This window comes from Streptomyces sp. NPDC006879 (assembly GCF_042869595.1).
GTDB lineage: Bacteria > Actinomycetota > Actinomycetes > Streptomycetales > Streptomycetaceae > Streptomyces.
The window spans coordinates 56,147-79,738 of record NZ_JBIAGC010000017.1; the positions used below are offsets into that span (position 1 = coordinate 56,147).

Sequence of the window (23,592 nt, forward strand, 5' to 3'; positions counted from 1 at the left end):
TGCCGGGCTGCTGACATGTCACGCTTTGTCTTATTGGTGGTCGACATTCCCCTCCCTGTCGAAATGAGAATCCCGTGAGCTGCCGCTGATTTCTTGAAGTCGCTGCTCAGAAACCATTTTGACGACGCGTCAGCTATTGCGTGTCCTGCTGCTTCCGAAGGGCAGCATGCTCGTCCGCCCATTTCAAGTCGGGCCGGGCCCAGCCTCGGTGCGGTGCGCGGGCGAGGCTTGCCAGTCCCTCACGGTGCTTCTAAGAATGGCGGCCACCCGGCGCTCCTCCGGGCCGTGCGCCGGGCGATCCGCAACCACCGAGTGAGGTCACGCGTGCAGAAGCATCGCAAGAAGACGCACTACAAGAAGATGACTATCGCCTTCGCCACGGCGGGCATCGTGGGGATACCCGCGGTCGCGATGGCATGCCTGAACACGCAGGAACCGGGCACCACGAAGGCTGCCAGCCAGCGGACCGTGCGCCCCTCCGACAGCGTGCCGGCTGCCAACGCGGCCCAAAAACACAAGAGCGACGAGGATCGTCAGGGACACCCCGGCCGCGGGCACGGGGCCCGGCCGACCGCGAAGTCCACCCACGGAACGAAGAAGGCGAAGCCGGCGACGGCCAAGCCCAGGCCGACCGCGACCAAGCCGGCGACGGCCAAGCCCAGGCCGACCGCGACCAAGCCGGCGACGGCCAAGCCCAAGCCGACCGCGACCAAGCCGCCCACCACCTCCACCGTCCCGACCTCCGGGGACGTGGCCCAGGTCCTTGCCCTGGTGAACAAGGAACGCGCCAACGCCGGCTGCTCGGCGCTCACCATCAACGCGAAGCTGATGTCCGCTGCCCAGAACCACAGCGAGGACATGGCCGCCCACAGCAACATGTCGCACACCGGCTCCGACGGCTCCGACCCGGGCCAGCGCATCACCCGCGCCGGCTACGACTGGCGCACCTACGGCGAGAACGTCGCCTACGGCTACAGCACCGCCGCCAAGGTCATGGACGGCTGGATGAACAGCCCCGGCCACCGCAGGAACATCCTCAACTGCTCGTTCAAGGAGATCGGCATCGGCCTCGCGCAGCCGAACTACTACTGGACGCAGGCCTTCGGCGCCCGCTGAGCCTTCTCGTGAGCGTGCCGGCGCCGCCGCTCGGCCATGGGCCACTGCACGAAGCCGCCCGTCGGTTCGCGGCGCCCTCCCCGCCGTGGCGCCGCCCTGACAGGGCCCGTGAGCGCAGCTGTGCGGACGGCCCAGGTGGCCGGGTTCTCGTCCGTACGTCTCGGTAGGTCGGGCTGGTGTCGGCGTGCATGAGAAGTCGCCCGTTAGCGGCTGCGATGTATAGATTTGTCTTGCGGGCACGCCGCTGACGGGCGCAAAGTCGCGCCGACGCGCAAGGAGCCTCGCAGACGAGGGCCGTATGTTCGACTTGAGCGCGCCGATCGTGGCCATGTTCCTCGTGTACGTGATCGCCATGATCGCAACAGGTGTCTGGGCCTACGCCCGCACGCACACGTTCACCGACTTCGCCCTGGGTGGCCGCAAGCTCAGCGCGCTCGTCGCCGCCCTGTCCGCAGGGGCCAGCGACATGTCCGGCTGGTTGTTCCTCGCGCTGCCCGGAGCGGTGTACGCGGCCGGCATCGGCGCCAGCTGGATCGCCGTCGGGCTGGTTGTCGGGACCTACCTCAACTGGCTCTTCGTCGCGCCCCGGCTCCGGACGTACGCCGAGCGCGCCGGGAACGCCGTAAGCCTGTCGGCGTACCTGGAGGAGCGCTTCGAGGACCGCACCCGGGCGCTCCGGATGGCCTCGGCCGCCGTCACCCTGGTGTTCTTCACCGCCTACGTCGCCAGTGGGCTGGTGGCTGGCGGGCTGCTCTTCCAGAACGTCTTCGACCTCCGCTTCGGGCTCGGCGTGACCGTGACTGCCCTGGTGATCGTCATCTACTCCTGTCTGGGTGGTTTCCTCGCCGTCAGCCTGACGCACGTCCTGCAGGGCACGCTGATGTTCGTGGCCCTGCTGGTGCTCTCGCTGGTCGGCATCACGGCCATCGGTGGCCTGGGAGAACTGGGCGCGACCCTCGACCGCGCCTCGCCGGGGCTGCTCGATCCGGGGGCCGACGTCCGCTATGTCGACGGCCGGTGGTCGACGGGTGCATCGCTCGGGGGCGTGGCCATCGTCTCGTTGCTCGCCTGGGGCCTGGGCTACTTCGGTCAGCCGCACATCCTGGCCCGCTTCATGGGCATCCGCAGCATCCGAGCCATCCCCGCGGCCCGTCGCATCGGTACGGGCTGGGTCGTCGTCGTCCTGGCTGGCGCCACGCTCATCGGGCTCCTGGGGATCGGGCGGATCAGCCCGCCGCTCGCCGACCCGGACACCGTGTACATCGTCTTGAGCCAGACCCTGTTGAACCCCTGGGTCGCCGGGCTGATGCTGATCGCGGTGCTCGCCGCGATCCTGTCGACCGCCGACAGCCAGCTCCTGGTGTCCTCCGTCGCCCTCACGGAGGACTTCTACCGCGCGTTCCTCAACCGCCGCGCCACCGACAAGGTGCTGGTGTGGGTGGGCCGCGGCTCCGTCGTGCTGGTGATCCTCATCGCCTATCTGATCGCGCTCAGAGCTGACGGGCTGCTCGGCATCGTCTCCTACGCCTGGGCCGGCTTCGGTGCGGCCTTCGGGCCGGTCGTCCTGCTCTCGTTGTACTGGCCACGCATGACGTGGGCCGGAGCCATGGCCGGGATCGTCTCGGGCGCGGGCACGGTACTGCTCTGGGAAAGGATCAACCCGCTGCTCGGACCGCTCAAGTCGGACGTCTACGAGATGGTCCCGGGCGTGCTGGTCGCCACACTCGCCGCGCTGCTCTTCGGCGGCCTCGTCGGCCGGCCCCCCAAACAGGCCTTCTGGCGGATGCCGGGAGGCGGGGTGAACCAGCTCATGCTGACCCCGTTCCTCACCCATGCACCGGTGGGCATCGCCGTCCTGGACACGGACCTGCGCTACGTCTGGGTGAACGAGCCGCTGGACCGCATGGTCCCGCTCGCCCGCCGGCTGGGGCGCGAGGTGGGGGATGTGCTGTCCGAACAGGACGCGCAGGCGTTCGAGGAGCGCATGCGGACGGTCCTCAGGACCGGGCGACCGGTGATGGACTACGAGTTCCGCGGCATCAGTCGCACCGATCCCCACCGTGAGCGGGCGTACTCCGCGTCCTTCTTCACCATGAAGGACCGCCAGGGTCGGCAGGTGGGCATCTGGTACATGATCATCGACGTCACGGAACGCTGGCGGGCACAGGAACGCCTGGCCCTGCTCAACGACGCCGGCGCCGGGATCGGCAGCACCCTGGACGTGACGCGGACCGCGCAGGAACTGGCCGACGCGGCCGTGCCGTCCCTCGCCGACATCGTCGCCGTCGACCTGCTCGACACGGTCATGCGGGGGGAGGAACCGCCCCCCGGACCGGTCGGCATGGCCCCCGTCATCCGTCGCGCGGCACGGCGTTCGGCGCACGACGGCTGGCCGGAGGCGACCTTGGCCGTGGGGGAGGCGGTACGGCGCGCCCCGTCGTCGCCGGTGACCCGCTGCCTGCTGGAGAGCCGGACCCTGGTGGAACGCGTCCTGGACCCCGACACGAGCAGCTGGCTGACCGAGGACCGCTCCCTGGGAGACTCCGTCCGTGCCTTCGACTTCCGTTCACTGATGGTGATCCCCGTTCGTGCCCGTGGCGTCACCCTGGGCGCGGCGACGTTTGCCCGGGGGAGAGAGGCCGGCCCCTTCGAGGAGGACGACGTACGCCTCGCCGAGGAAATCGTCTCCCGCGCGGCGGTGAGTATCGACAACGCGCGCCGCTTCACCCGCGAGCGCACCGCGGCCCGGTCCATGCAACGGTCGCTGCTCCCACAGAAGCTGATGGGAGGGTCCGCACTGGACGTGGCGTCCTGGTACCTCCCGGCTGACGCCCCGAGCGGTGTGGGCGGCGACTGGTTCGATGTGATCCCGCTCTCGGGCGCCCGGGTCGCCCTCGTGATCGGCGACGTCGTCGGCCACGGCATGACCGCGGCGACGACCATGGGTCGGCTGCGCACCGCAGTCCGCACGCTCGCCAAGCTGGACCTTGCCCCGGACGAAGTGCTGGCGCACCTCGACGACCTGGTCATCGGCCTCATCGGGGCCGACGACGGTGACGAGCCGGCGGAGCCCGGGGACGACGTCGCGGGCACCGCCTTCCTCGGAGCCACTTGTCTGTACGCCGTGTACGACCCGGTCAGCAAGCGGTGCACGCTCGCCCGGGCCGGACACCTTCCGCCTGTGGTCGTCGGCCCGGACGGCGGCGCCGAACTCCTCGACCTGCCAGCCGGGCCACCCCTCGGGCTCGGGTACCTCCCGTTCGAGTCCGTAGAACTGGAGTTGGCGGAGGGGAGTCTCATCGCCCTCTACACCGATGGCCTCATCGAGGGCTACGACCGGGACATCGACATCGGGCTCGCCCGCCTCGGCGACGTCCTGGCGGAGCGTGCACCGACGCTGGCGGAGAACGGCCGCCGGACCCTCGACGCCCTCCTGTCGGGCCCCCCGTCCGACGATGCGGCCTTGCTGCTCGCCCGCACCAAAGTCCTGGCCCCGGACCGGGTCGCCTCCTGGGACTTGCCGGGCGACCCGGCGGCGGTGGCGCAGGCCCGGGCCGTCGCCGGCCGGCAGCTGGGCGAGTGGGGCATGGACGAGTTGGCGTTCACCACCGAGCTCATCGTCAGTGAACTGGTGACCAACGCCATCCGGCACGCAGCCGGGCTCCTGTCGCTGCGGTTGATCCGGGACCGCGACCTGATCTGCGAGGTCTCGGACGGCAGCAACACGTCCCCGCGCCTGCGCCACGCCCGGACCACCGACGAAGGGGGGCGTGGGCTGCTCATCGTGGCCCAGCTCGCCCAGCGCTGGGGCACCCGCTACACGGCGACCGGAAAGACCATCTGGACGGAGCAGGTCATCCCCGCCGAGAACCCCACCGCCGGGATGGGCCGGGCTCCGTCACTATGAGTCGCCGCTGCCCGGATCCCAAAGCCGGCGAGCGGTCCGACCTCCGCGTCGGCAGCCGGGGCGGGGCGCTCATGTACGGCGAGTGAACCCGCGTGCACGGGTCTGCCCGTTTGCCGTACCAGTCGGTAGTCTGACGGGCCGTGACTAACAGAGTCCGCACGACCACCAACCGGCGCTCGGTCGTCAAGGCTGCTGCCGCCACCGCTATCGCCGGATCCGTGATGGCCGGCACTACTTCTTCCTCTTCCGCCTCCACCGCCTCCACCGCGGAGCCAGGTCCTGCCTTCCTCCACGGTGTCGCCTCGGGCGACCCGCTCTCCGACGGAGTGCTGCTCTGGACGCGGGTCACGCCCTCCCCGGACTCCCTGCCGGGCTCCGGGCGGGGCCCCGCCACGGAAGTGAGCTGGGAGGTCGCCGAGGACAAGGGCTTCGCTCGGATCGTCGCCGGCGGTCAGACCGTAGCCACCGCCGAGAACGACCACACCGTCAAGGTCGACGTGCGCGGTCTGCGCGCCGCCACCGCCTACTACTTCCGCTTTGGCTCCGGCGCCGCGCTCTCCCCCGTAGGCCGCACCCGCACCGCGCCCGCCGTGGACGCGAGCGTGTCCGGCGTGCGCTTCGGTGTCGTCTCCTGCGCCAACTGGGAGAACGGCTACTTCTCCGCGTACCGCCACCTGGCCGCCCGCGCCGACCTGGACGCGGTCCTCCACCTCGGTGACTACATCTACGAGTACGGGACGGGGCGCATTCCGGAGGCGAAGTACGTCGTACGCCAGCACGAGCCCAAGCACGAGATCCTCACCCTCGCTGACTACCGCACCCGCCACGGCACGTACAAGACCGACACCGATCTCCAGGCGATGCACGCCGCCCACCCGATCATCGCGATCTGGGACGACCACGAGATCGCCAACAACGCCTGGTCCGGTGGCGCCGAGAACCACACCCCGGGAGCCGAGGGCGACTACGCGACCCGCGCCGCGGCGGCCAAGCAGGCCTACTTCGAGTGGATGCCGGTCCGCACCGCCACCGAAGGCACCGTCTACCGCCGCTTGCGCTTCGGAAAGCTGGCCGATCTGCACCTGCTGGACCTACGGTCCTTCCGCTCCCAGCAGGCGTCGGTGGGAAGCGGCGAGGTCGACGACCCCGACCGCACCATCACCGGCCGCGCCCAGCTCGACTGGCTCAAGTCCGGCCTCGCGGCGTCCGAGGCGACGTGGAAGCTGGTCGGCACCTCGGTGATGATCTCGCCGGTCGCCTTCGGCTCCCTTCCGGCGTACCTGATGGGGCCGATCGCCGAGCTGCTCGGCCTCCCGAAGGAAGGACTCGCGGTCAACGTCGACCAGTGGGACGGCTACACGGACGACCGCAAGGAACTTCTGAACCACCTGACGGGCCGTGGCATCAAGAACACCGTCTTCCTCACCGGTGACATCCACACGGCCTGGGCCAACGACGTTCCGGTGAAGGCGGCCACGTATCCGCTGTCGCAGTCGGCCGCCGCCGAGTTCGTGGTGGCGTCCGTCACCACCGACAACCTGGACGACATCCTGCACGTCCCCCCGGGCACGGTCTCCCTGCTCGCACAGAGCGCGGTCAAACTCGCCAACCGCCACGTGAAGTGGGTCGACATGGACCACCACGGCTACGGCGTCCTCGACGTGAGCGCCGAACGCTCGCAGATGGACTACTTCACGCTGTCCGACCGGACGAAGCAGGACGCGACGTCCGCCTGGGTCCGCTCCTACCGAACCCGGAACGGGACCCAGAAGGTCGAGAGGGTGAATCAGCCGGTGCGCTGAAGTCCCTCGCCACCGGCTTTGAGGCGACCGGCACCCGACCGGCTCGTGGTGGCAGGCGGGCAGTGGCGCAGGGTGCCGGTCAGGCCCTCGACTGAGGGCGCCTCGCGGAGATCTTCGACGGCATCGGCTGCCGCGGAGGGGTGCGCCAACTAGCTCTCACAGGTGTGCCGTTCCGCCAGTGGACCGCAGCCCCGCTGCGGTCGCGGCGGCTGCGAACGCCGAGTCCCACCGGGGCCATCGAGGTCTCACCGACCAGCGGGCACGAACTCGTTAGGCTGGTCCCGAATGCTGTCGATGCTCGAAGAGGCGACTGAAGATGAGCGCGTACGGATCCTTCCCCGGCTCGCGGCCCCGGAGGCTGCGCACCACCCCCGCCATGCGCCGCATGGTGGCCGAGACCCGACTGCACCCCTCCGACCTGGTGCTTCCGGCGTTCGTACGGGAAGGACTGAGCGAGCCCCTGCCGATCAACGCGATGCCCGGTGTGGTCCAGCACACCCGGGACACGCTGCGGAAGGCGGCCGTCGAGGCGGCGGAGGCGGGCGTCGCCGGGATCATGCTCTTCGGAGTTCCGGCGGACGAGAACAAGGACGCCCTGGGCACCGCGGGCACCGAGCCGGACGGCATCCTGCAGCAGGCGATCCGGGACGTGAAGGCCGAGGTGGGAGACGAGCTCGTGATCATGTCCGACCTCTGCCTGGACGAGTACACCGACCACGGTCACTGCGGGGTGCTGGACTCGGACGGTCGGGTGGACAACGACGCCACGCTGGAACGCTACGCGGAGATGGCCCAGGTGCAGGCGGACGCGGGCGTCCACGTGGTCGGCCCCAGCGGGATGATGGACGGCCAGGTCGGCGTGATCCGCGACGCGCTGGACGAGACCGGCCACGAGGACGTGTCCATCCTCGCCTACACGGCGAAGTACTCCTCCGCCTTCTACGGTCCCTTCCGCGAGGCTGTCGCCTCCTCACTACAGGGCGACCGCAAGACGTACCAGCAGGACCCGGCGAACGCGCGCGAGTCACTGCGCGAGCTGGCGCTGGACCTCGACGAAGGCGCCGACATGGTGATGGTGAAGCCGGCCGGCCCCTACCTGGACATCCTCTACCGGGTCGCCCAGGAGGTGGACGTGCCCGTCGCCGCGTACCAGATCTCCGGCGAGTACGCGATGATCGAAGCCGCCGCCGAGAAGGGCTGGGTGGAGCGCGACCGGGCCATCATGGAGACCCTGGTGGGCATCAAACGCGCCGGCGCCGGCACCATCTTGACCTATTGGGCGACCGAGGTCGCGGGCTGGGTCCGCGGGGCCTAAGTCGCTCCGGTCGCTCCTTCCAGGTCGCTTCGCCGGAGCCCGCCCGCCCATCGTCTCGCGCGGGCTCCGGCGAAGGCGCACCCTGGAAGGAGACCGGTGGAGGTGATCTGCCATGTCCACGCTCGCTGGATGGCACATCGAGATGGAATTCACGGAAGAAGGGCACCGCACCAGTGCGGCGGCCCTGCTCAGGCTGGCCGACGGTACGGAGTGCAGGGCGCGCGGCTACGCCATGCGTCATCCGTCCGACCCGGAACAGCTACGGGTGGGAGAGGAGATCTCCGGCGCCCGGGCGCTGATGGACCTCGCCTCCCAGCTCCTACAGAAGGCGCACGGAGAGATCGACGAGGCGACCGGACGGCACTCCTATCCCCTGACCCACTGAACCACGTGCTCCCGGCTGGAGGCCGCCCCGCGGAAGCTGGGCGGCCTCCAGCCGGTCGTAGCCCGCTGATGCCGGGTGGGTTCGTCGTGCCGGGGCAGCTCCTCCTCCGGCACGTGGCTCCTCCCCGCCGCTGAGCCGGCTCCCCCGGCACACCGTGACGTCCGAGGTCGCGCTCGCGCAGTAGCGTGGCGTGTTCCTCGGGCCGCACCCCTGACGCCACGCCGGGCCCGCGACCGGCCTGGTGCCGCGTCGATTCCAGCGCCTCCCGGGTTGCGCGGGGAGGCTGAGTTCTGCTGACGTCCCTCCTTGGAGACACCCACCCTCCCGATCGTGCCCCCGGCACTCGTCCCAGGCAGTGCACCGGGAGTGCGCCGACCCGCACGCTCCGTTCTTCTCCGACGCCTGTGGGTGATCCGGACACCCCGCGGTCACCTCGTTGTTGACCGGCTGGTAGATATGCGCTGAAGCGCGAAGGGGGGCCCGTTCGCGCGGAATTCACGTATCAGGAACAACAAGGGGAGGGTGCATGGGTCGTCATGCCCGTGTAGACAAGCAGGGCAGGGGGCGTGCGGGAGTGGCCGTCACGGCTGCGCTCGCACTCGGAGTGGGAATCGCTCCGGCGGCGCTGGCCGAGACCGCGCCGAGCCCGAGCCCACAGCGGGTGGGGGAGGCCCCTCGCGTACCCAAGGGGGCGGTACGCGCCGCGGAGCCGGCCGACGGGCAGGCCCTGGAGCTCAGCGTGGTGCTCCAGCCACGTGACGGGGCCGGCCTGAAACGTTTCATCGCGGAGGTCTCCGACCCCGCCTCACCGCACTACAAGCAGTACCTGAAGACCGGCGAGTTCGCCGGACGCTTCGGCGCCGATCCGAAGACGGTCGCCAAGGTCCGCGGGGAGCTCCGCGAGGAGGGTCTGACGGTCGGTGAACTCGGTCCGGACGGACTGTCGCTGTCCGTACGCACCACCATCGGCAAGGCCGCCAAGGCATTCCGGACCGAGTTCGACGGCTACCGTCTCGCGGACGGCCGCGCGGGCGTCACCAACACCCGGGCCCCGCTGCTCGGCGGCGACATAGCCCCCTCGGTCCGCGCGGTCGTCGGCCTGAACACGCTGGCCACCTACGAGCCCCGTCACACCGGCTCCCGGAAGGTGGCGCTCAGCAAGGCACGCACCGAACGCGCCAAGGCCGCCGAGGCCCCGACGACAGGCACCACCGGGGTCGCTGGCCGGCTGACCGGCAAGACACCGGCCACGTGCTCCTGGCTGACCGATGACCTCGCCGGCTCGGGCTTGAAGGACACCCGCGACTACTGGACGCCGCGCTCACTGGCCACCGCCTACGGCATGGTGGACCAGAGCAACGTGCAGACCGGTACCACCGTCGGCGTGTTCGCTCTTGAAGGCTTCCGGGCCGCCGACATGGCCGAGTACCAGGCCTGTCACGGCACCAAGGTGCCGATCAGCACCGTGAAGGTGCACGGCGGGCCCACCATCACCCCGCGTGGTGGCTACGGCCTGGAGACGGCGCTGGACGTGCAGACCATCATCGGTCTGGCCCCGCAGGCCAAGGTCGTCGTCTACCAGGGTCCGGACGCCCAGAACGCGACCTGGGCGCAGGGCGTGGACGTCTACCGCAAGATGGTCAACGACAACCGCGTCAAGGTCATCTCCACCAGTTGGGGCTCCTGCGAGCTGAACACGCCGCGGGAGGTGATGGACGCCGAGAACCTGATCTTCCAGCAGGCGGCGGCTCAGGGCCAGACGGTGACGGCCGCCTCCGGCGACAGCGGTTCCAACGGCTGTTACTTCGGAGACCTGGACACCCCGAACGCCAAGGAGCTGTCCACCGACGACCCGGCCAGCCAGCCCTACGTGCTGGCGGTGGGCGGCACCCGTATGACGGGCGCCGGTGGCACCAGCGAGTCCGTGTGGAACAACGACAGCGGCGCCGGCGGCGGCGGTGTCTCCCAGCACTTCACGTTGGACGCGGCCACCGGCTACCAGGCTCAGGTCAAGGGCACCGGGTACGACGGAAGGTGCGAAGCCTCCGCGGGTCGTGCCTGCCGTCAGGTGCCGGACGTCGCGGGCCTCGGCGACCCCGACACCGGCTACCTCGTCTCCTACGACGACAGCTGGTACTTCATGGGGGGCACCAGCGGCGCCTCGCCGCTGTGGGCGGCCCTGATCGCCCAGGCCAACCAGTCCCTCGCGTGCGCCGCGAACGGCCCGGTCGGCTTCGCCCACCCGGCGTTGTACCGGCTGCCGTCCTCGGCCTTCCGCGACGTCACCCGCGGCGACAACGCCTTCGCGCCTGCGGGCGGCGGGCACTCCCTGTTCCAGGCGGGTGCGGGCTACGACCTGGCCACCGGCCTCGGTTCCCCGCAGGGCAGGCAGATCATCTCGGGCCTGTGCAAGGCAGTTCCCCGGTCCGGGGCGGCCACCTTCCACCCGCTGGCACCCAAGCGGATCCTCGACACCCGCTACGGCATCGGGCGTTCCGGCACCAAGGCGGTGGCGGGCAAGACCGCCGTGCGCCTGAAGGTCACCGGCGCCGGAGGTGTTCCCTCCACCGGCGTCACCTCGGTGGTCATGAACGTGACGGTGGCTTCTGCGACCGGGGCCGGCCACCTCACCGCCTACCCGAGCGGCACGACCCGTCCGGACTCCTCCAACCTGAACTGGCTGAAGAACGAGATCGTCCCCAACCTGGTCACCGTGCCGGTGGGCAAGAACGGCTCCGTCGAGATGTTCAGCTGGAGCAACGGGACCGTGCACATCATCGCGGACGTCTCGGGGTACTTCTCCAACGAAGCCGGCGGGGCCACCTTCAACCCGACGGGGCCTTCGCGCATCCTCGACACCCGGGCGGCCATCGGCCGGTCCAGCAAGTCGCCGGTCGCAGGCCGTAGCCTGATCAAGATGAAGGTCGCGGGCGCCGGCGGTGTTCCGAGCAGCGGCGCGCGGGCCGTGGTCCTCAACGTCACGGCGACCGCCCCGAAGTCGGGCGGTCACCTGATCGCCTACCCAGGGCGGACCTCCCGTCCCACGGCTTCCAACATCAACTGGTCGGCCGGCCAGACCAGGCCGAACCAGGTCGTCCTCCCGATCGGCAGCGACGGGACCGTCAACCTGTACAACGCCGGCTACGGCTCGGTGCACTTCGTCGCCGACGTCTTCGGCTACTACGCCGACTCGGCGAACGGCAGTTCATTCCGCACGGCCGGGCCGAGTCGCCTGCTCGACACCCGGTACGCGCTGGGCACCTCCGGCGCGCGCCCGCTCAAGGGCGGGACCAAGCTGGCCCTGAACCTCGACGACGGGCATTCCCTGTCCAAGGCGAAGGCCGTGGTCCTCAACGTCACCATCACACAGCCGAGTTCCGGCGGCTTCCTGACGGTGTGGCCCGATGGGCGCTCGCTGCCCAACGCCTCCAACCTGAACTGGGTCAAGGGGCAGACCGTGGCCAACCTGGTCACCGTGCCGGTCATCAACGGCAAGGTGGCCTTCCGGGCGAACGCCGGTCAGGTCCATGTGATCGCCGACCTGTTCGGCTACTACGAGTAGGTCGGGCGGCACCATACGGGACGAGCGCCCGCCGGCACGGAAGTTCCGTGCCGGCGGGCGCTCGTGTGCGTGTGGTGGCAGCCGCCCCACGGGCGGCCCGGCCCTTGAGTCCGTCGGTGGCCTCGGGCCGGGCGCTCACGGCAGGGCACGCGCGCTTGCGGCGTTGCCGATACGCCCGGGTAGACCCGCTACGAGGGCGTCCCGGCGCCAGAGAACCGCGCACGCACCCCGCCGCGTCCGTCTTCCGGCCGAAGGACCCGACAGGCTCTCAGAGCCGCTCGGGGGTGCGGATGCCCAGCAGGGCCATGCCCTGGTGCAGGGTGCGGGCGGTGAGGTCGACCAGGAAGAGGCGGTTGGCGACCACCTCGGCCGGGTTGTCCTCGCTCAGCACCTGGCACTGGTCGTAGAACGTCGTCAGGTGCGAGGCCAGCTGGTACAGGTAGGAAGCCAGCTTGTGCGGGGCGTACTCCGCCGCGACATCGGCGATCAGCTCGCCGAAACCGTCCAGGTGCAGACCCAGTGCCCGCTCCGCCGGGGCCAGCGCCAGCTCCGGGTGCGCGGCCGGCCTGGCGTCGCCGGCCTTGCGCAGGATCGACTGGATACGGGCGTAGGCGTACTGGAGGTAGACGGAGGTGTCGCCGTTCAGCGACACCATCTGGTCGAGGTCGAACTTGTAGTCGCGGGCTGCCGAGGTGGACAGGTCCGCGTACTTCACCGCGCCGATGCCGACGTAGCGGCCGTTCTCGACGATCTCCGCCTCCGAAAGGCCCACCTTCGCCGCCTTCTCCCGCACCACGGAGGTGGCCCGCTCCACGGCTTCGTCGAGCAGGTCCACCAGCCGTACCGTCTCGCCCTCACGGGTCTTGAACGGCTTGCCGTCCTTACCCAAGACGGTGCCGAAGGCAAGCTGCACCGCCTGGACTCCCTCGCCCAGCCAGCCCGCCCGACGCGCGGTCTCGAAGACCATCTTGAAGTGCAGTGACTGTCGGGCGTCCACCACGTAGAGCAGGGAGGTCGCCTTCAGCTCGCCGACCCGGTTGCGGATCGCCGACAGGTCGGTGGCCGCGTAGCCGAAACCACCGTCGGACTTCTGGACGATCAACGGGGTCGGGTTGCCGTCCGGACCCTTGACGTCTTCGAAGAACACGCACAGGGCGCCGTTGGAACGGACGGCCACGCCCGATTCCTCCAGCAGCCGACAGGTCTGCGCCAGCATGTCGTTGTAGCCGGACTCGCCGACCACGTCGGGGTCCTGGATGTCCATGTCCAGCTTGTCGAAGACCGAGTAGAAGTAGATCTTCGACTCGTCCACGAACCGCTGCCACAGCGCCAGCGTCTCGGGCTCGCCGGCCTGGAGGTCCACCACCCGGGCCCGGGCACGGGTCTTGAACTCCTCGTCGGAGTCGAAGAGCGCCCGCGAGGCCTTGTAGAGGCGCCCGAGGTTGGACATGGCCTCCTCACCGGAGACCTCCGCGTCCCCTTCGGCCTTGTGGTCCAGCTCGTGCGGGTGCTCGATCAGGTACTGGATGAGCATGCCGAACTGAGTGCCCCAGTCGCCGATGTGGTGGCGGCGCACCACCCGCTCACCGGTGAACTCCAGGATCTCGACCATCGCCGCGCCGATCACTGCGGACCGCAGGTGCCCGACGTGCATCTCCTTGGCGACGTTCGGCTGCGCGTAGTCGATCACCGTGGTGCCCGGGTTCTGCGCGTACGGGACGCCCAGCCGCGCATCGGTGGCCCGCGCCGCCAGAGTCTCGATGATCGCCCGGTCGGTGACCGTGATGTTCAGGAAGCCGGGTCCGGAGACCTCGATCCCCTGAAGCAGTTCACCGGCAGGCAGGCCCTCGACGACCTTGCTGGCGAGGTCCCGCGGATTGGCCTTGGCCTTCTTGGCGAGTGCCAGGATGCCGTTGGCCTGGAAGTCGGCCCGGTCGCTTCGTCGCAGCAGCGGGTCGGCGGCTCCGGCCTCCGGAAGGGCGGAGGCGAGGGCGTCCGCGACGCGCTGGTTGACGGTCGAAGCGAGGGAGGGGACCGAGGCCATGAGCTGCCGTTCCTGTCAGAGTGCGGGTGGATGGGTGTCCGGTCATGCCGAACCAGGAGTATCCCACGAGGGGGCTGGGGGCTTCCCGCGATATTCCCGCGGGAGAGCAACCTCGGGCGAGGGCATTCCGTCTGGGAGAATGGCTGAAGCCAGCATTCGAGATAGAAGGACGTGTCGTGGCTCAGAGCGCCCAGAGCAGCACCGAGACCGACTGGGTCTCCCGTTTCGCGGACGAGGTCATCGCCGAGGCGGAGCGGCGCGCACCTGGCAAACCTGTGGTCGTCGCGTCCGGTCTGTCCCCCTCCGGCCCTATCCACCTCGGCAACCTGCGCGAGGTCATGACCCCCCACCTCGTCGCCGACGAGATCCGTCGTCGCGGCATCCCGGTCCGCCACGTCCTGTCCTGGGACGACTACGACCGCTACCGCAAGGTACCCAGGGGCATCCCCGGGGTCGACGAGGAGAGCTTCGCCCAGCACATCGGGCGCCCGCTTACCTCTGTCCCCGCGCCCGCCGGGTCCGCGCACCCGAACTGGGCGGAGCACTTCAAGGCCGCGATGACCTCTGCGCTCGCCGAACTGGGCGTGGAGTACGACGGCATCAGCCAGACCGAGCAGTACACCACCGGCGCCTACCGTGAGCAGATCCTGTTCTCGATGAAGCACCGGGGCGACATCGACGCGGTACTCGACCAGTACCGCACCAAGCAGAAGCCGGCCGGCAAGAAGCCGCAGCAGAAGCCGGTCGACGAGGCGGAGCTGGAAGCGGCCGAGGGTTCGGGCGCAGCAGCCGAGGACGACGGCAGCAGCGGCGAGTCCGGCTACTTCCCGTACAAGCCGTACTGCGGCGCGTGCAACAAGGACTTCACCAAGGTGGTCTCCTACGACGAGGAGACCACCGAGATGACCTACGTCTGTACCGAGGACGAGTTCACCGAGACGGTCCGGCTGAGCGAGTTCAACCGGGGCAAGTTGGTCTGGAAGGTCGACTGGCCGATGCGCTGGGCCCATGAGGGCGTGGTCTTCGAGCCCTCCGGCGTCGACCACTCCTCGCCCGGCTCGTCCTTCCAGGTGGGCGGTCAGATCGTGCACATCTTCGGCGGCGAGCAGCCGATCGGCCCGATGTACGCCTTCGTGGGCATCAGCGGCATGGCCAAGATGTCTTCCAGCAAGGGCGGTGTGCCCACCCCCGGCGACGCCCTGAAGATCATGGAGCCGCAGTTGCTGCGCTGGCTCTACGCCCGCCGGCGCCCCAACCAGTCCTTCAAGATCGCCTTCGACCAGGAGATCCAGCGGCTCTACGACGAGTGGGACAAGCTGGAGGCCAAGGTCGCCGACGGCTCCGCCCTGCCCGCCGACCTCGCCGCCCACTCCCGTGCCGTGCGGACCGCGGCGGCCGAGCTGCCCCGCACGGAGCGCCCCCTGCCGTACCGCACGCTCGCCTCGGTCGTCGACATCACCGCCGGCCACGACGAGCAGACCATCCGCATCCTCAGCGACCTCGACCCGCAGCACCCGCTGGGCTCCCTCGACGAGGTCCGCCCCCGCCTCGACCGCGCCGAGAACTGGATCACCAGTCAGGTGCCGGCTGACCAGCGGACCCTGGTGCGCGAGGAGCCCGACACCGAACTGCTGGGCTCCCTCGACGAGGACGGCCGGGAGTCCCTGCGGCTGCTGTTGGAGCAACTGGACACCCACTGGTCGCTGGAGGGGCTCACCACCCTCGTCTACGGGGTGCCGAAGGTGATGGCGGGGCTGGCGCCGGACGCCAAGCCGACGCCGGAGCTCAAGGTCGCCCAACGCACCTTCTTCGCCCTGCTCTACCGGCTCCTCGTCAGCCGCGAGACCGGGCCGCGGCTGCCCACCCTGCTGCTCGCGGTGGGCGCCGACCGGGTGCGCAAGCTGCTGGCCGCCTGAGTCGCCGGGCACCCCGCCGGCCTCGAAGGGCCGTCACCCCTGGATCCGGGGTGGCGGCCCTTGGTCGTCCGTGGTGCCGGCGAGCGCTCAGGCGATGTGCTCGGCCTCGCGCTCCGCCTGGTCTCGGGCCTTGAGCTCGGGCAACATCCGACGCAGCAGGGAGGCGCTGCGCGGGTGGGTGACCCCGTGGCGGTCGGCGAGGTAGATGTCCAGTTGCTCGGGGGTCGGGATACTGCTGTGCTCATCGACGTAGGCGTGGAAGACGGCGTAAGCGGCCTCCTGGAACAGCGCCTCTTCGGCTGCCTCTTCGGCCGTTTCCTCGGCCGTTGACTCGGCCGCCGCCGGCTCCTGTTCCACGGGCCCGCGTTCCTCGGTGCGCTGTGAGGGGATCTGCGCCTCGCCGCCCCGGGCCGGTGCCTCGGGCGCGGGCTGGTCGTCGCGCCGGGGGCCCGGGGCCGGTGGTGCGGCTTCGGGGGCGTTCGGTGCCATCGGGCCCATCGCAGCGTTCGGCGCGGCGAACCAGGGACTCGCGTGCGGTGCCGGCATCTGTTCGGGCAGCACCGCGTAGTTCACCGGGTGGTGCCCGGCGCCCGGGTGAAGCTGTCCGTGACCGGCGTAGCCCTGGCCGGCGGCCACGTCCTGTGCTGCCGGTGCGCCCGGCACCTGGTGCACGGGTGGGGCTTGAGGCACGAGGAAGGGCTGGGCCTGCGTCGCCGCAACATGGGGGACCTGCGGGGCCGCGGTGGTGGTCGGCTGCGCGGCCATCTGCCCCGGCGCGTCCGGGGTTCCCGGAACCTGCGGCTGGGGCACGATCTCACGCACCGCAGCGGGCTCCGGCTCCGGTGCCAGTACTCCCGCCGCGCGCACGGCCTGGATCACCTCGGGGGTGAGTAGGCCGGCGCTGTGAACGGCCGTCAGGGCTTCCGGGCTGATCGGTTGCGGTGCCTGCGCCAGGGTGCTCACGTCCGGAGCTTCAGCCGTGTCGAGAGCTTCCTTGGGGGCGCCCGGGAGGGCGTCTTTGGCGGGGATCAGCGCCGGTTCGATGCCGGCGGCGGCCAGCCCCGACGGGCCGGTCTGGGAGAGGGGCACTCCGATGCGGGCCAGCCGGAGCGGCATCAGGGCTTCCACCGGTGCCCGCCGTCGCCACAGACGCCCGTACCGGGCCTGGAGGCGGGCCTGGTAGATCAGCCGGTCCTGTTCCATGCCCACGGCCTGTTCGTAGGAGCGCAGCTCCCACAGCTTCATCCGTCGCCACAGTTTGAAGGTGGGCACCGGCGAGAGCAGCCAGCGGGTGATGCGGACGCCTTCCATGTGCCGGTCGGCGGTGATGTCCGCGATCCGTCCGACCGCGTGCCGGGCCGCCTCCACGGTGACCACGAAGAGGATCGGGATGACGCCGTGCATGCCCACGCCGAGCGGATCGGGCCAGGCCGCCGCGCCGTTGAAGGCGATCGTCGCGGCCGTCAACAACCAGGCGGTCTGTCGTAGCAGGGGGAAGGGTATTCGGATCCAGGTCAGCAGCAGGTCGAGGGCTTCCCTGATGATTCAATGAGTTCAAGCGTCAAGGGAGGCGTGCATGGGCTCGTGGTTGGTGGTGTGGGTGCCGGATCCGGAGCGGTGGGGTGTCCTGCCCGCGGAGGGGGTGCTGGGGGTCCGGGATCTGCCGCAGGCAGTGGCACGGATCGGGCTGCGGCCCGGCGATCCGGTGTTCGTCCGGCCAGACGGCGCGGTGGATACGGATCTGCTCGACTTCGTCCGCTCGAAGGATTTCCGGGGCCTGGAGCGCGAGACTAAGCGGAACTACGCGACTGACATCCGGCTGTTGCTGGAGTTCCTCTCGTCGCGGCGGGTGCCGTGGCGGAAGGCTACCGAGCAGGATCTGGCCGACTACCGGGACTGGCGGTGTGAGGCGCCAGCGAATCCCGAGCGGATCAGTGGGGCCAAGTGGAACCGGGAGGCGGCGGCGTTCACGAAGCTGTTCACGTGGGGGAAGGTTCGGCCGTTGCCGGTGGACGTGTCGCGACGTGAGGACCGGGCGGCGGACTCCGTCAGCGCGCGGGTGTCATGGCTGACGCCGCGGACCTGGGCACTGTGGTCAGACATCGGGCTGCGTGGTCACGACAGGGCTGGGGTGCCGGTACCGGGGTGGGACGCGCGGACGGAGTTGCGCAACACGGCCTTCGTGCAGCTGCTGCTCAGCTCTGGACTGCGGCGGCAAGAGGGCGGATCGCTGCTGGCGTTCGAGTTGCCCACGCAGCAACTGCGGCGCGGCAGGTACTGCCATGGCGCCGTCGCTGGGGCGGTGACCAGGGCGAAGAAGGGACGAACGTTCTACGCGTCGGTGGACGCAGTCGGGCAGGTCGAGGCGTACATCGAGTCGGAGCGTGCCTGGGCGGTTCAGCGTGCCCAGGCGGAGGGCCGCTATGAGCGCCTACCGGTGGTGCGACTGGTCACGAAGGTGACGCGAGGGTTGAAACCGACGGTGGAGTGGGTGGATCAGGACGGTGTCGTCGGCGGCCGGGAGCTGGGCCGACTGGGATGGCGGGAGCGGCAGTGGCTGTTCATGGAGGGACCGGAGGGGCCCGAGCCGGCCTGGCTGTGGCTGTCCGAACAAGGCATGCCGATGCCCCCGGACCGCTGGAACGGCGTTTTCCGGTCCGCGAACCTGCGCTGTGAAGAGGTCCTGCTCACGCCGGGGGAACGGCAGTTGGGTCGGGGATTTCGACTGGCGGAGGTACGCGGCAAGAGCCCGTACGCGACGCCGCACTCCGCCCGGCACTCGTACGCGCTCTACATGCTGGTGGTGCTGAACGAGCTGATGGAGAACCGCTACGGACTCTCGCAGAAAGACCGACGGGACTTCGCGTTGCTCTTCGGCGACCCGTGGTGGCTGGTGAAGACGCTGCTGGGACACGCGGACGTGGAGACGACGAAGCGGCACTACCTGGCGCCCGTCGCGCACCTGCAGCTGGAGTCGATCCTCGCGGCGGCCGAGAGCAGGGACGAGCAGGACGAGGAACGCGGAAATCTGGACGACGTCTTCGCACGGCTCGCACGTGAGTCGGCCGGTATCCAGGACATCGGCACCCTCCTCGGGGAGGCGTCGTGAGCCGACGTGGCCACCGGGCCGGGCTGCCTCCGGCAGATCACCGCACGGACCCGCCGCTGAGGCCGGACGGTCTGCTGGTCACTGTGGTCAACAAGGCTGGCTATCAGAAGGAGTTCGACTTCTCCGAGTTGCCGGTTCCTGAACCCATGCAGCGCTCGCTGGCCCGGTTGTACGCGGCTCGGTCGAGGGCCTGGACCAGCCACGAGACCGCGAAGACCTGCTGGTCCAGAGTGATGGTCTTCGCCACGTTCTTGTCGGGGCTAGAGAACACCCCGGAGGACCTGGACGGTGTGACCGTGGCGGTGCTCAAGCGCTGGCGCGCCCGGCACGTGAGTACCGTCACCGGCAAGGCCGTGCTGAGCACGGTGCGCCTGCTGCTGCAGCAGGACCCTCGATTCGCCGGCGGGCCCGTGACGGAGGAGTTGCTGCGGCGCTTCCCCGCGGCGAAGCCCAGCAAGCAGTCCTACGAGGACGACGAGCGTAGGCGCGTGGTGCTGGCCGCGCAGCGGCAGTTCAGGGTGGCGCGACTGCGGATCGAGGAGAATACCCGTCTGCTGAGCGCGTGGCGGGCGGGCGAGTTGGAGGAAGGCAGCGAGGACTGGCGGCTCGGGGAGGTTCTGGAGCATCTCGCACGTACGGGGGATGTCCCACGCCGTATTCTGCCGAGCGGCCAGCCTTATGTGGATCACCGCAACCTCCTCGGCGGCGCGGGTCCTGAGCACACTTGGGGCCGGTTGTTCCTGTCGCGCCCGGAGTTGACGGCGCTGGCCGTCCTCCTCACCGACCGGTTCGCGTGGAACCTGAAGATCTACGACCGGATGCCGGCTCCGACCGTCGGCCCGTCTGTGGGGGAGAAGGCCTCGATCACCTACCAGGTCCAGGTGGAGAAGCACCGTGCGGGCCGGGGGCGGTGGTTCTCCACCGAGAACATCACCGACTCCGGTGCCGATTCCCCGGGACGGCTGATCACGCAGTCGCTCGCGACCACTGCGCCCGGCCGTGATCTGGCTGCCAGGCTGGCACCGGGGACCGACCTGCTGATGGTCTCGCGTCTGTACGCTCCGTCGAGGGCCGCCCACCGGCACCAGGACACCGAGCGCCCACGGCCGGTGGGTCCTTTGTCCTTCGGCATCTCCTACGACGACGCGCAGCGCTGGCAGCTGGCACATGACCTGGGCGGCTCGCCCTTCCAGCGCGTACGCCGCACGACAGTGACCCGCGAGGGCCACCCCCGGCAGCACACTCAGAGCACCAACGAACGCGTCTACGTCCTGCCTGACGGGAACGTTCAGCGCGCATCTCGGAGCGTCTTTGCGGACGGCGCCGAGGAAGCGTTAGAGCAGGCTGAGGCCGCGGTCTTTGGCGGGCATCTTGCCGACGCCCCGGATCCCGCTCACGAAGAGACGGTTACGGCGGACTGCGAGGACGAGTCGACCAGTCCCTGGCCCGCGCCGGAAGGTGGCTGCGGGGCCGACTTCATGCTCTGCCTGGCCTGCAAGAACGCCTACGTCCACCCCGGACACCACCCCCGCCTCGCGCTCCTGCGACAACAGCTCGAAAGCCTTCGCTCCGTGCTGGACGACGGCACGTGGGACAAGCGGTGGCAGGACCACTCGCTGCGACTGGAAGACCTGCGCGACAAGGTCGGCGCTGCAGCCTGGGACGCGGCCTTGGCGCGCGCCGGCAGCGACGACCAGGCCCTCGTCCACCTCCTGCTGAAGGGAGATCTCGCGTCGTGACCAGCGCTCTCGCCCACGAAGCTGACCCATACATCCTGCCGACGCCCACCCCGGACAGCTCCGTGGTGCTGCCCCACTGGATCAGCCCAGGCAACACCCACCCCAACTCCCGCTACCGCGACTCCGTCTGGTCCCTGGCTCCACTGATCGACAATCCGGGCGCCACCCTGATCTCGATCCACTGGAAGAACTGCCCGGCACCCTTGCGGGACGAGATGAAGCTCGTGGTCTGGTCCTTGATCAACGGCGAGCGGAGACCCACCTTCCTCCGTACCAAAGGGCTCTCGGCCCGGCGGCGGGGCTCGGCCCCGACCATGATGCAGAAGTACTGCGAGTGGTTCCGGTTGGCCCGCTGGCTGCACCAGCAAGGCATCACCCGCCTCGCGGACTGCACCAAGGACCAGTGGCGGGCTTACGCAGGAGAGCGCCGGGACGAGGGCATCAGCCGCGTGCATGCCGAGATGGTCTTCGGCTACTTCACCGACCTGTGGGTGTACGACCAGCTCAGCGCCCGCCCCGCAGGGATCAGTTGCCCTCCGTGGGAGGCCGAGGGCATCGACGACTACCTTCCCGCCGCCGACGGCACGGACAACGCGGAGAACTCGACCGAACCACTCGACCCGCAGGTCCTGGGCCCGCTGCTCATCTGGGCGCTGCGGTTCGTCGACGACTTCTCCGACGACATCCTTGCAGCCTGGGTGGAACAGCGCCGCCTGATGGACGTGGCGGCGAACAACACCGCCACCTCGGTGAGCCGGGCCGCACTCAAGGGGTACCTGCTCCCGCTGGTCAACTCGGGTGCTCCGCTGCCCGCCGCACGCGTCAAGGGCAGGCTCTACCTGGCCCGCGATTTCGTCGCAGCACACACCGGCGCCACCCATGCCCAGATTGAGCGACTCGTCAAACTGCACAACATCCAGGACCTCGTCCTTGAGCGGCCTGCTCCCTGCCCCCTGAACGTCCCAGTCACCGGAGAGGTCGAGGGGAGCCCCTGGCGCGACCACATCGCCTTCGGTGAAGCCACCACGCTGATGCAGCACTTGGGTACCGCCGCCGCCATCGTGATCGCCTACCTCACCGGCATGCGCCCCCAGGAAGTTCAGGCCCTGCGCTCGGGCTGCTGCCCCGAGCCGACCACCGACGACACCACGGGCCGACACCTGATCCGCAGCCACCACTTCAAGAACGTCCTTGACGACAACGGCAACCACGCCTCCGCCGGCGAGGTGCGCGATGTCCCCTGGGTGGCGATCACCCCGGTCGTCCGTGCCATCCGCGTCCTGGAACGAATGGTCCCCGAGGGCGAACTCCTCCTCAGCGCCGCCCACCACGACGTTCACCGCCCCGGCGGCAAGCAGAACCAAGGAGCGATCCGGCGCACATCTCTGAACCGGCGGATCGAGTCTTTCGTCGCCTGGGTGAACCGCGAGGCAGGCGCCCTGGGGCTGCCCGATCAGGCCATCCCCGAGGACCCGTTCGGCGCGATCGGCATGTCTCGGTTCCGCCGCACCCTGGCCTGGCACGTTGCTCGCCGCCCCGGCGGACTGATCGCCCTGGCCATCCAGTACGGCCACATGCGCACCGTCCTGGACACCCGCACCTCCAGCGGCTACGCCTCACGCAGCCGCCGCGGCCTGCACAGTGTCCTCGACGTCGAGACCGCCCTGGCCGCCGCCGACACCGCCGCCCGCTTCCGTGAACGCACCGCGGCCGGCGAGAAGATCTCCGGACCGGCAGCCCGCCGCGCGATCAACGCAGCCGGACAGGCACCCAGATTCGAAGGCCGGCTGGTCCCCAAGACCTTCGCGAAGAAGGCCACCGCGTTCCTGGCCCGGGACGGAGTCGTCCTCTACGACAACCCCGACGCGCTCTTGATCTGCGCCTTCAAGCACGACAACGCACTCTGTGGCCCCGATCCGGGCGCCACGGCCCCGAGGCAGTATGCCTGCGAGTCCGGCTGCGGCAACACGGTCCGCACCGACACCCACGCGCGCCAACTACGCGAGCGAGCCGACGAGATCGACCAGCTCGCCGAACATGCACCGGGACCCATCGCCCGGAAATTGCACGCCAACTCCGCCCGGCTGCGCGAGACGGCCGCAACCCACGACGCCACCGCCCAGACCATCGAGGCTCTGACATGACCCAGCAGCACCAGGACGAGCGCATCCGCATCCGCGAGGCCATGGACCGCCTCCTGGCCGGACAGCCCACCGTTTCCAACGGCAGCCTCACCGTCACTGCCCTGGCCGTCGAAGCTGACGTTCACCGCATGGCTCTCATGAAGCGGCACGCAGATCTGAAGAACGAGTTCTACGAACGCGTCCGCAACGAGACCCAGCAGGTGCCTGAGACCGAGAAACGGCTCCGCGAGACCGTCGCCAAGCTCAGGAAGACCATCGCGAACCAGAAGGCTGAGATCGAGGAACTCCGCCAGCAGGTGACTCGGCTCACCCTCGCGAGCGCAGTCCTCACTCAGCAGCAGGACTCGTCGCCAGTACCGAGACTGGAGTTCGGCAACGTCCTGCCGCTGCGCCCGCTGGAACACTGACGACCCCACAAGTATGGGCGCCACTCTCGCAGCGGTTCAGTGGAGCCTGTCCTGTGAGCTGGACGTTTCGCAGATGGCGCAGCGACGAATGCCAGGAAGTATGCCGTCACGGGGATGGGAAGCGGGCCAGGGGAGCATGCTGGCTC

Annotated in this window: 13 protein-coding genes; 11 read left to right on the forward strand and 2 right to left on the reverse strand. The window is 69.7% G+C overall.

Annotated features, from left to right (window positions below; genetic code table 11):
* Positions 1 to 324: 324 nt before the first annotated feature.
* The 6 genes from ACFYMC_RS15750 to ACFYMC_RS15775 all read left to right on the forward strand — a co-directional run bounded on the left by ACFYMC_RS15750 (position 325) and on the right by ACFYMC_RS15775 (position 12,087).
* Complete coding sequence (locus tag ACFYMC_RS15750) at positions 325 to 1,116, forward strand: CAP domain-containing protein (protein WP_388524567.1); 792 nt, start codon at positions 325 to 327, stop codon at positions 1,114 to 1,116.
* Positions 1,117 to 1,414: 298 nt separating this feature from the next.
* Positions 1,415 to 5,023 carry a sodium/proline symporter PutP gene (gene putP / locus ACFYMC_RS15755; RefSeq protein ID WP_388524570.1) on the forward strand — a complete coding sequence of 1,203 codons (3,609 nt, stop codon included), beginning with the start codon at positions 1,415 to 1,417 and terminating at the stop codon, positions 5,021 to 5,023.
* Between the two features lie 140 nt (positions 5,024 to 5,163).
* Positions 5,164 to 6,825, forward strand: coding sequence for an alkaline phosphatase D family protein (locus ACFYMC_RS15760; protein ID WP_388524573.1), 1,662 nt, complete (start codon positions 5,164 to 5,166; stop codon positions 6,823 to 6,825).
* 316 nt (positions 6,826 to 7,141) lie between these two features.
* Positions 7,142 to 8,140, forward strand: a complete 999-nt coding sequence (gene hemB, locus ACFYMC_RS15765; protein ID WP_388524576.1) for a porphobilinogen synthase — start codon at positions 7,142 to 7,144, stop codon at positions 8,138 to 8,140.
* A gap of 112 nt (positions 8,141 to 8,252) precedes the next feature.
* Complete coding sequence (locus ACFYMC_RS15770; RefSeq protein ID WP_388524579.1) at positions 8,253 to 8,525, forward strand: DUF1876 domain-containing protein; 273 nt, start codon at positions 8,253 to 8,255, stop codon at positions 8,523 to 8,525.
* A gap of 526 nt (positions 8,526 to 9,051) precedes the next feature.
* Entirely contained in the window at positions 9,052 to 12,087 is a 3,036-nt protein-coding gene (locus tag ACFYMC_RS15775; RefSeq protein ID WP_388524582.1) for a protease pro-enzyme activation domain-containing protein, read from the forward strand.
* A 268-nt stretch (positions 12,088 to 12,355) separates the two neighbouring features.
* Here the strand turns inward: ACFYMC_RS15775 and argS are convergent, their stop codons facing one another.
* The gene (gene argS, locus ACFYMC_RS15780; protein ID WP_388524585.1) at positions 12,356 to 14,131 is read right to left on the reverse strand and encodes an arginine--tRNA ligase; all 1,776 of its coding nucleotides are present in this window, start codon (positions 14,129 to 14,131) and stop codon (positions 12,356 to 12,358) included.
* A gap of 176 nt (positions 14,132 to 14,307) precedes the next feature.
* Between argS and lysS the strand changes: the two genes are divergently transcribed.
* Positions 14,308 to 16,047: a lysine--tRNA ligase gene (gene lysS / locus ACFYMC_RS15785; RefSeq protein WP_388524588.1), complete on the forward strand. Its 1,740-nt coding sequence runs from the start codon at positions 14,308 to 14,310 to the stop codon at positions 16,045 to 16,047.
* Between the two features lie 87 nt (positions 16,048 to 16,134).
* On the opposite strand, the gene ACFYMC_RS15790 is transcribed toward lysS, so the two are convergent.
* The gene (locus ACFYMC_RS15790) at positions 16,135 to 17,592 is read right to left on the reverse strand and encodes a DUF2637 domain-containing protein (RefSeq protein WP_388524703.1); all 1,458 of its coding nucleotides are present in this window, start codon (positions 17,590 to 17,592) and stop codon (positions 16,135 to 16,137) included.
* Positions 17,593 to 17,623: 31 nt separating this feature from the next.
* Here ACFYMC_RS15790 and ACFYMC_RS15795 point away from each other — a divergent pair, with 31 nt between their 5' ends.
* The 4 genes from ACFYMC_RS15795 to ACFYMC_RS15810 are packed head-to-tail and all read left to right on the forward strand — an operon-like array spanning position 17,624 to position 23,446.
* Positions 17,624 to 19,156, forward strand: coding sequence for a site-specific integrase (locus tag ACFYMC_RS15795; protein WP_388524591.1), 1,533 nt, complete (start codon positions 17,624 to 17,626; stop codon positions 19,154 to 19,156).
* Positions 19,153 to 20,895 (forward strand): hypothetical protein, encoded by a 1,743-nt coding sequence (locus ACFYMC_RS15800; RefSeq protein WP_388524594.1) that lies wholly within the window; start codon positions 19,153 to 19,155, stop codon positions 20,893 to 20,895. Before ACFYMC_RS15795 ends, ACFYMC_RS15800 begins: the two co-directional genes overlap by 4 nt.
* The gene (locus tag ACFYMC_RS15805; RefSeq protein ID WP_388524597.1) at positions 20,892 to 23,039 is read left to right on the forward strand and encodes an integrase; all 2,148 of its coding nucleotides are present in this window, start codon (positions 20,892 to 20,894) and stop codon (positions 23,037 to 23,039) included. The genes ACFYMC_RS15800 and ACFYMC_RS15805 overlap by 4 nt, the downstream gene beginning before the upstream one ends.
* Positions 23,036 to 23,446: a hypothetical protein gene (locus ACFYMC_RS15810; RefSeq protein WP_388524600.1), complete on the forward strand. Its 411-nt coding sequence runs from the start codon at positions 23,036 to 23,038 to the stop codon at positions 23,444 to 23,446. The genes ACFYMC_RS15805 and ACFYMC_RS15810 overlap by 4 nt, the downstream gene beginning before the upstream one ends.
* The last annotated feature ends 146 nt before the right edge of the window (positions 23,447 to 23,592 follow it).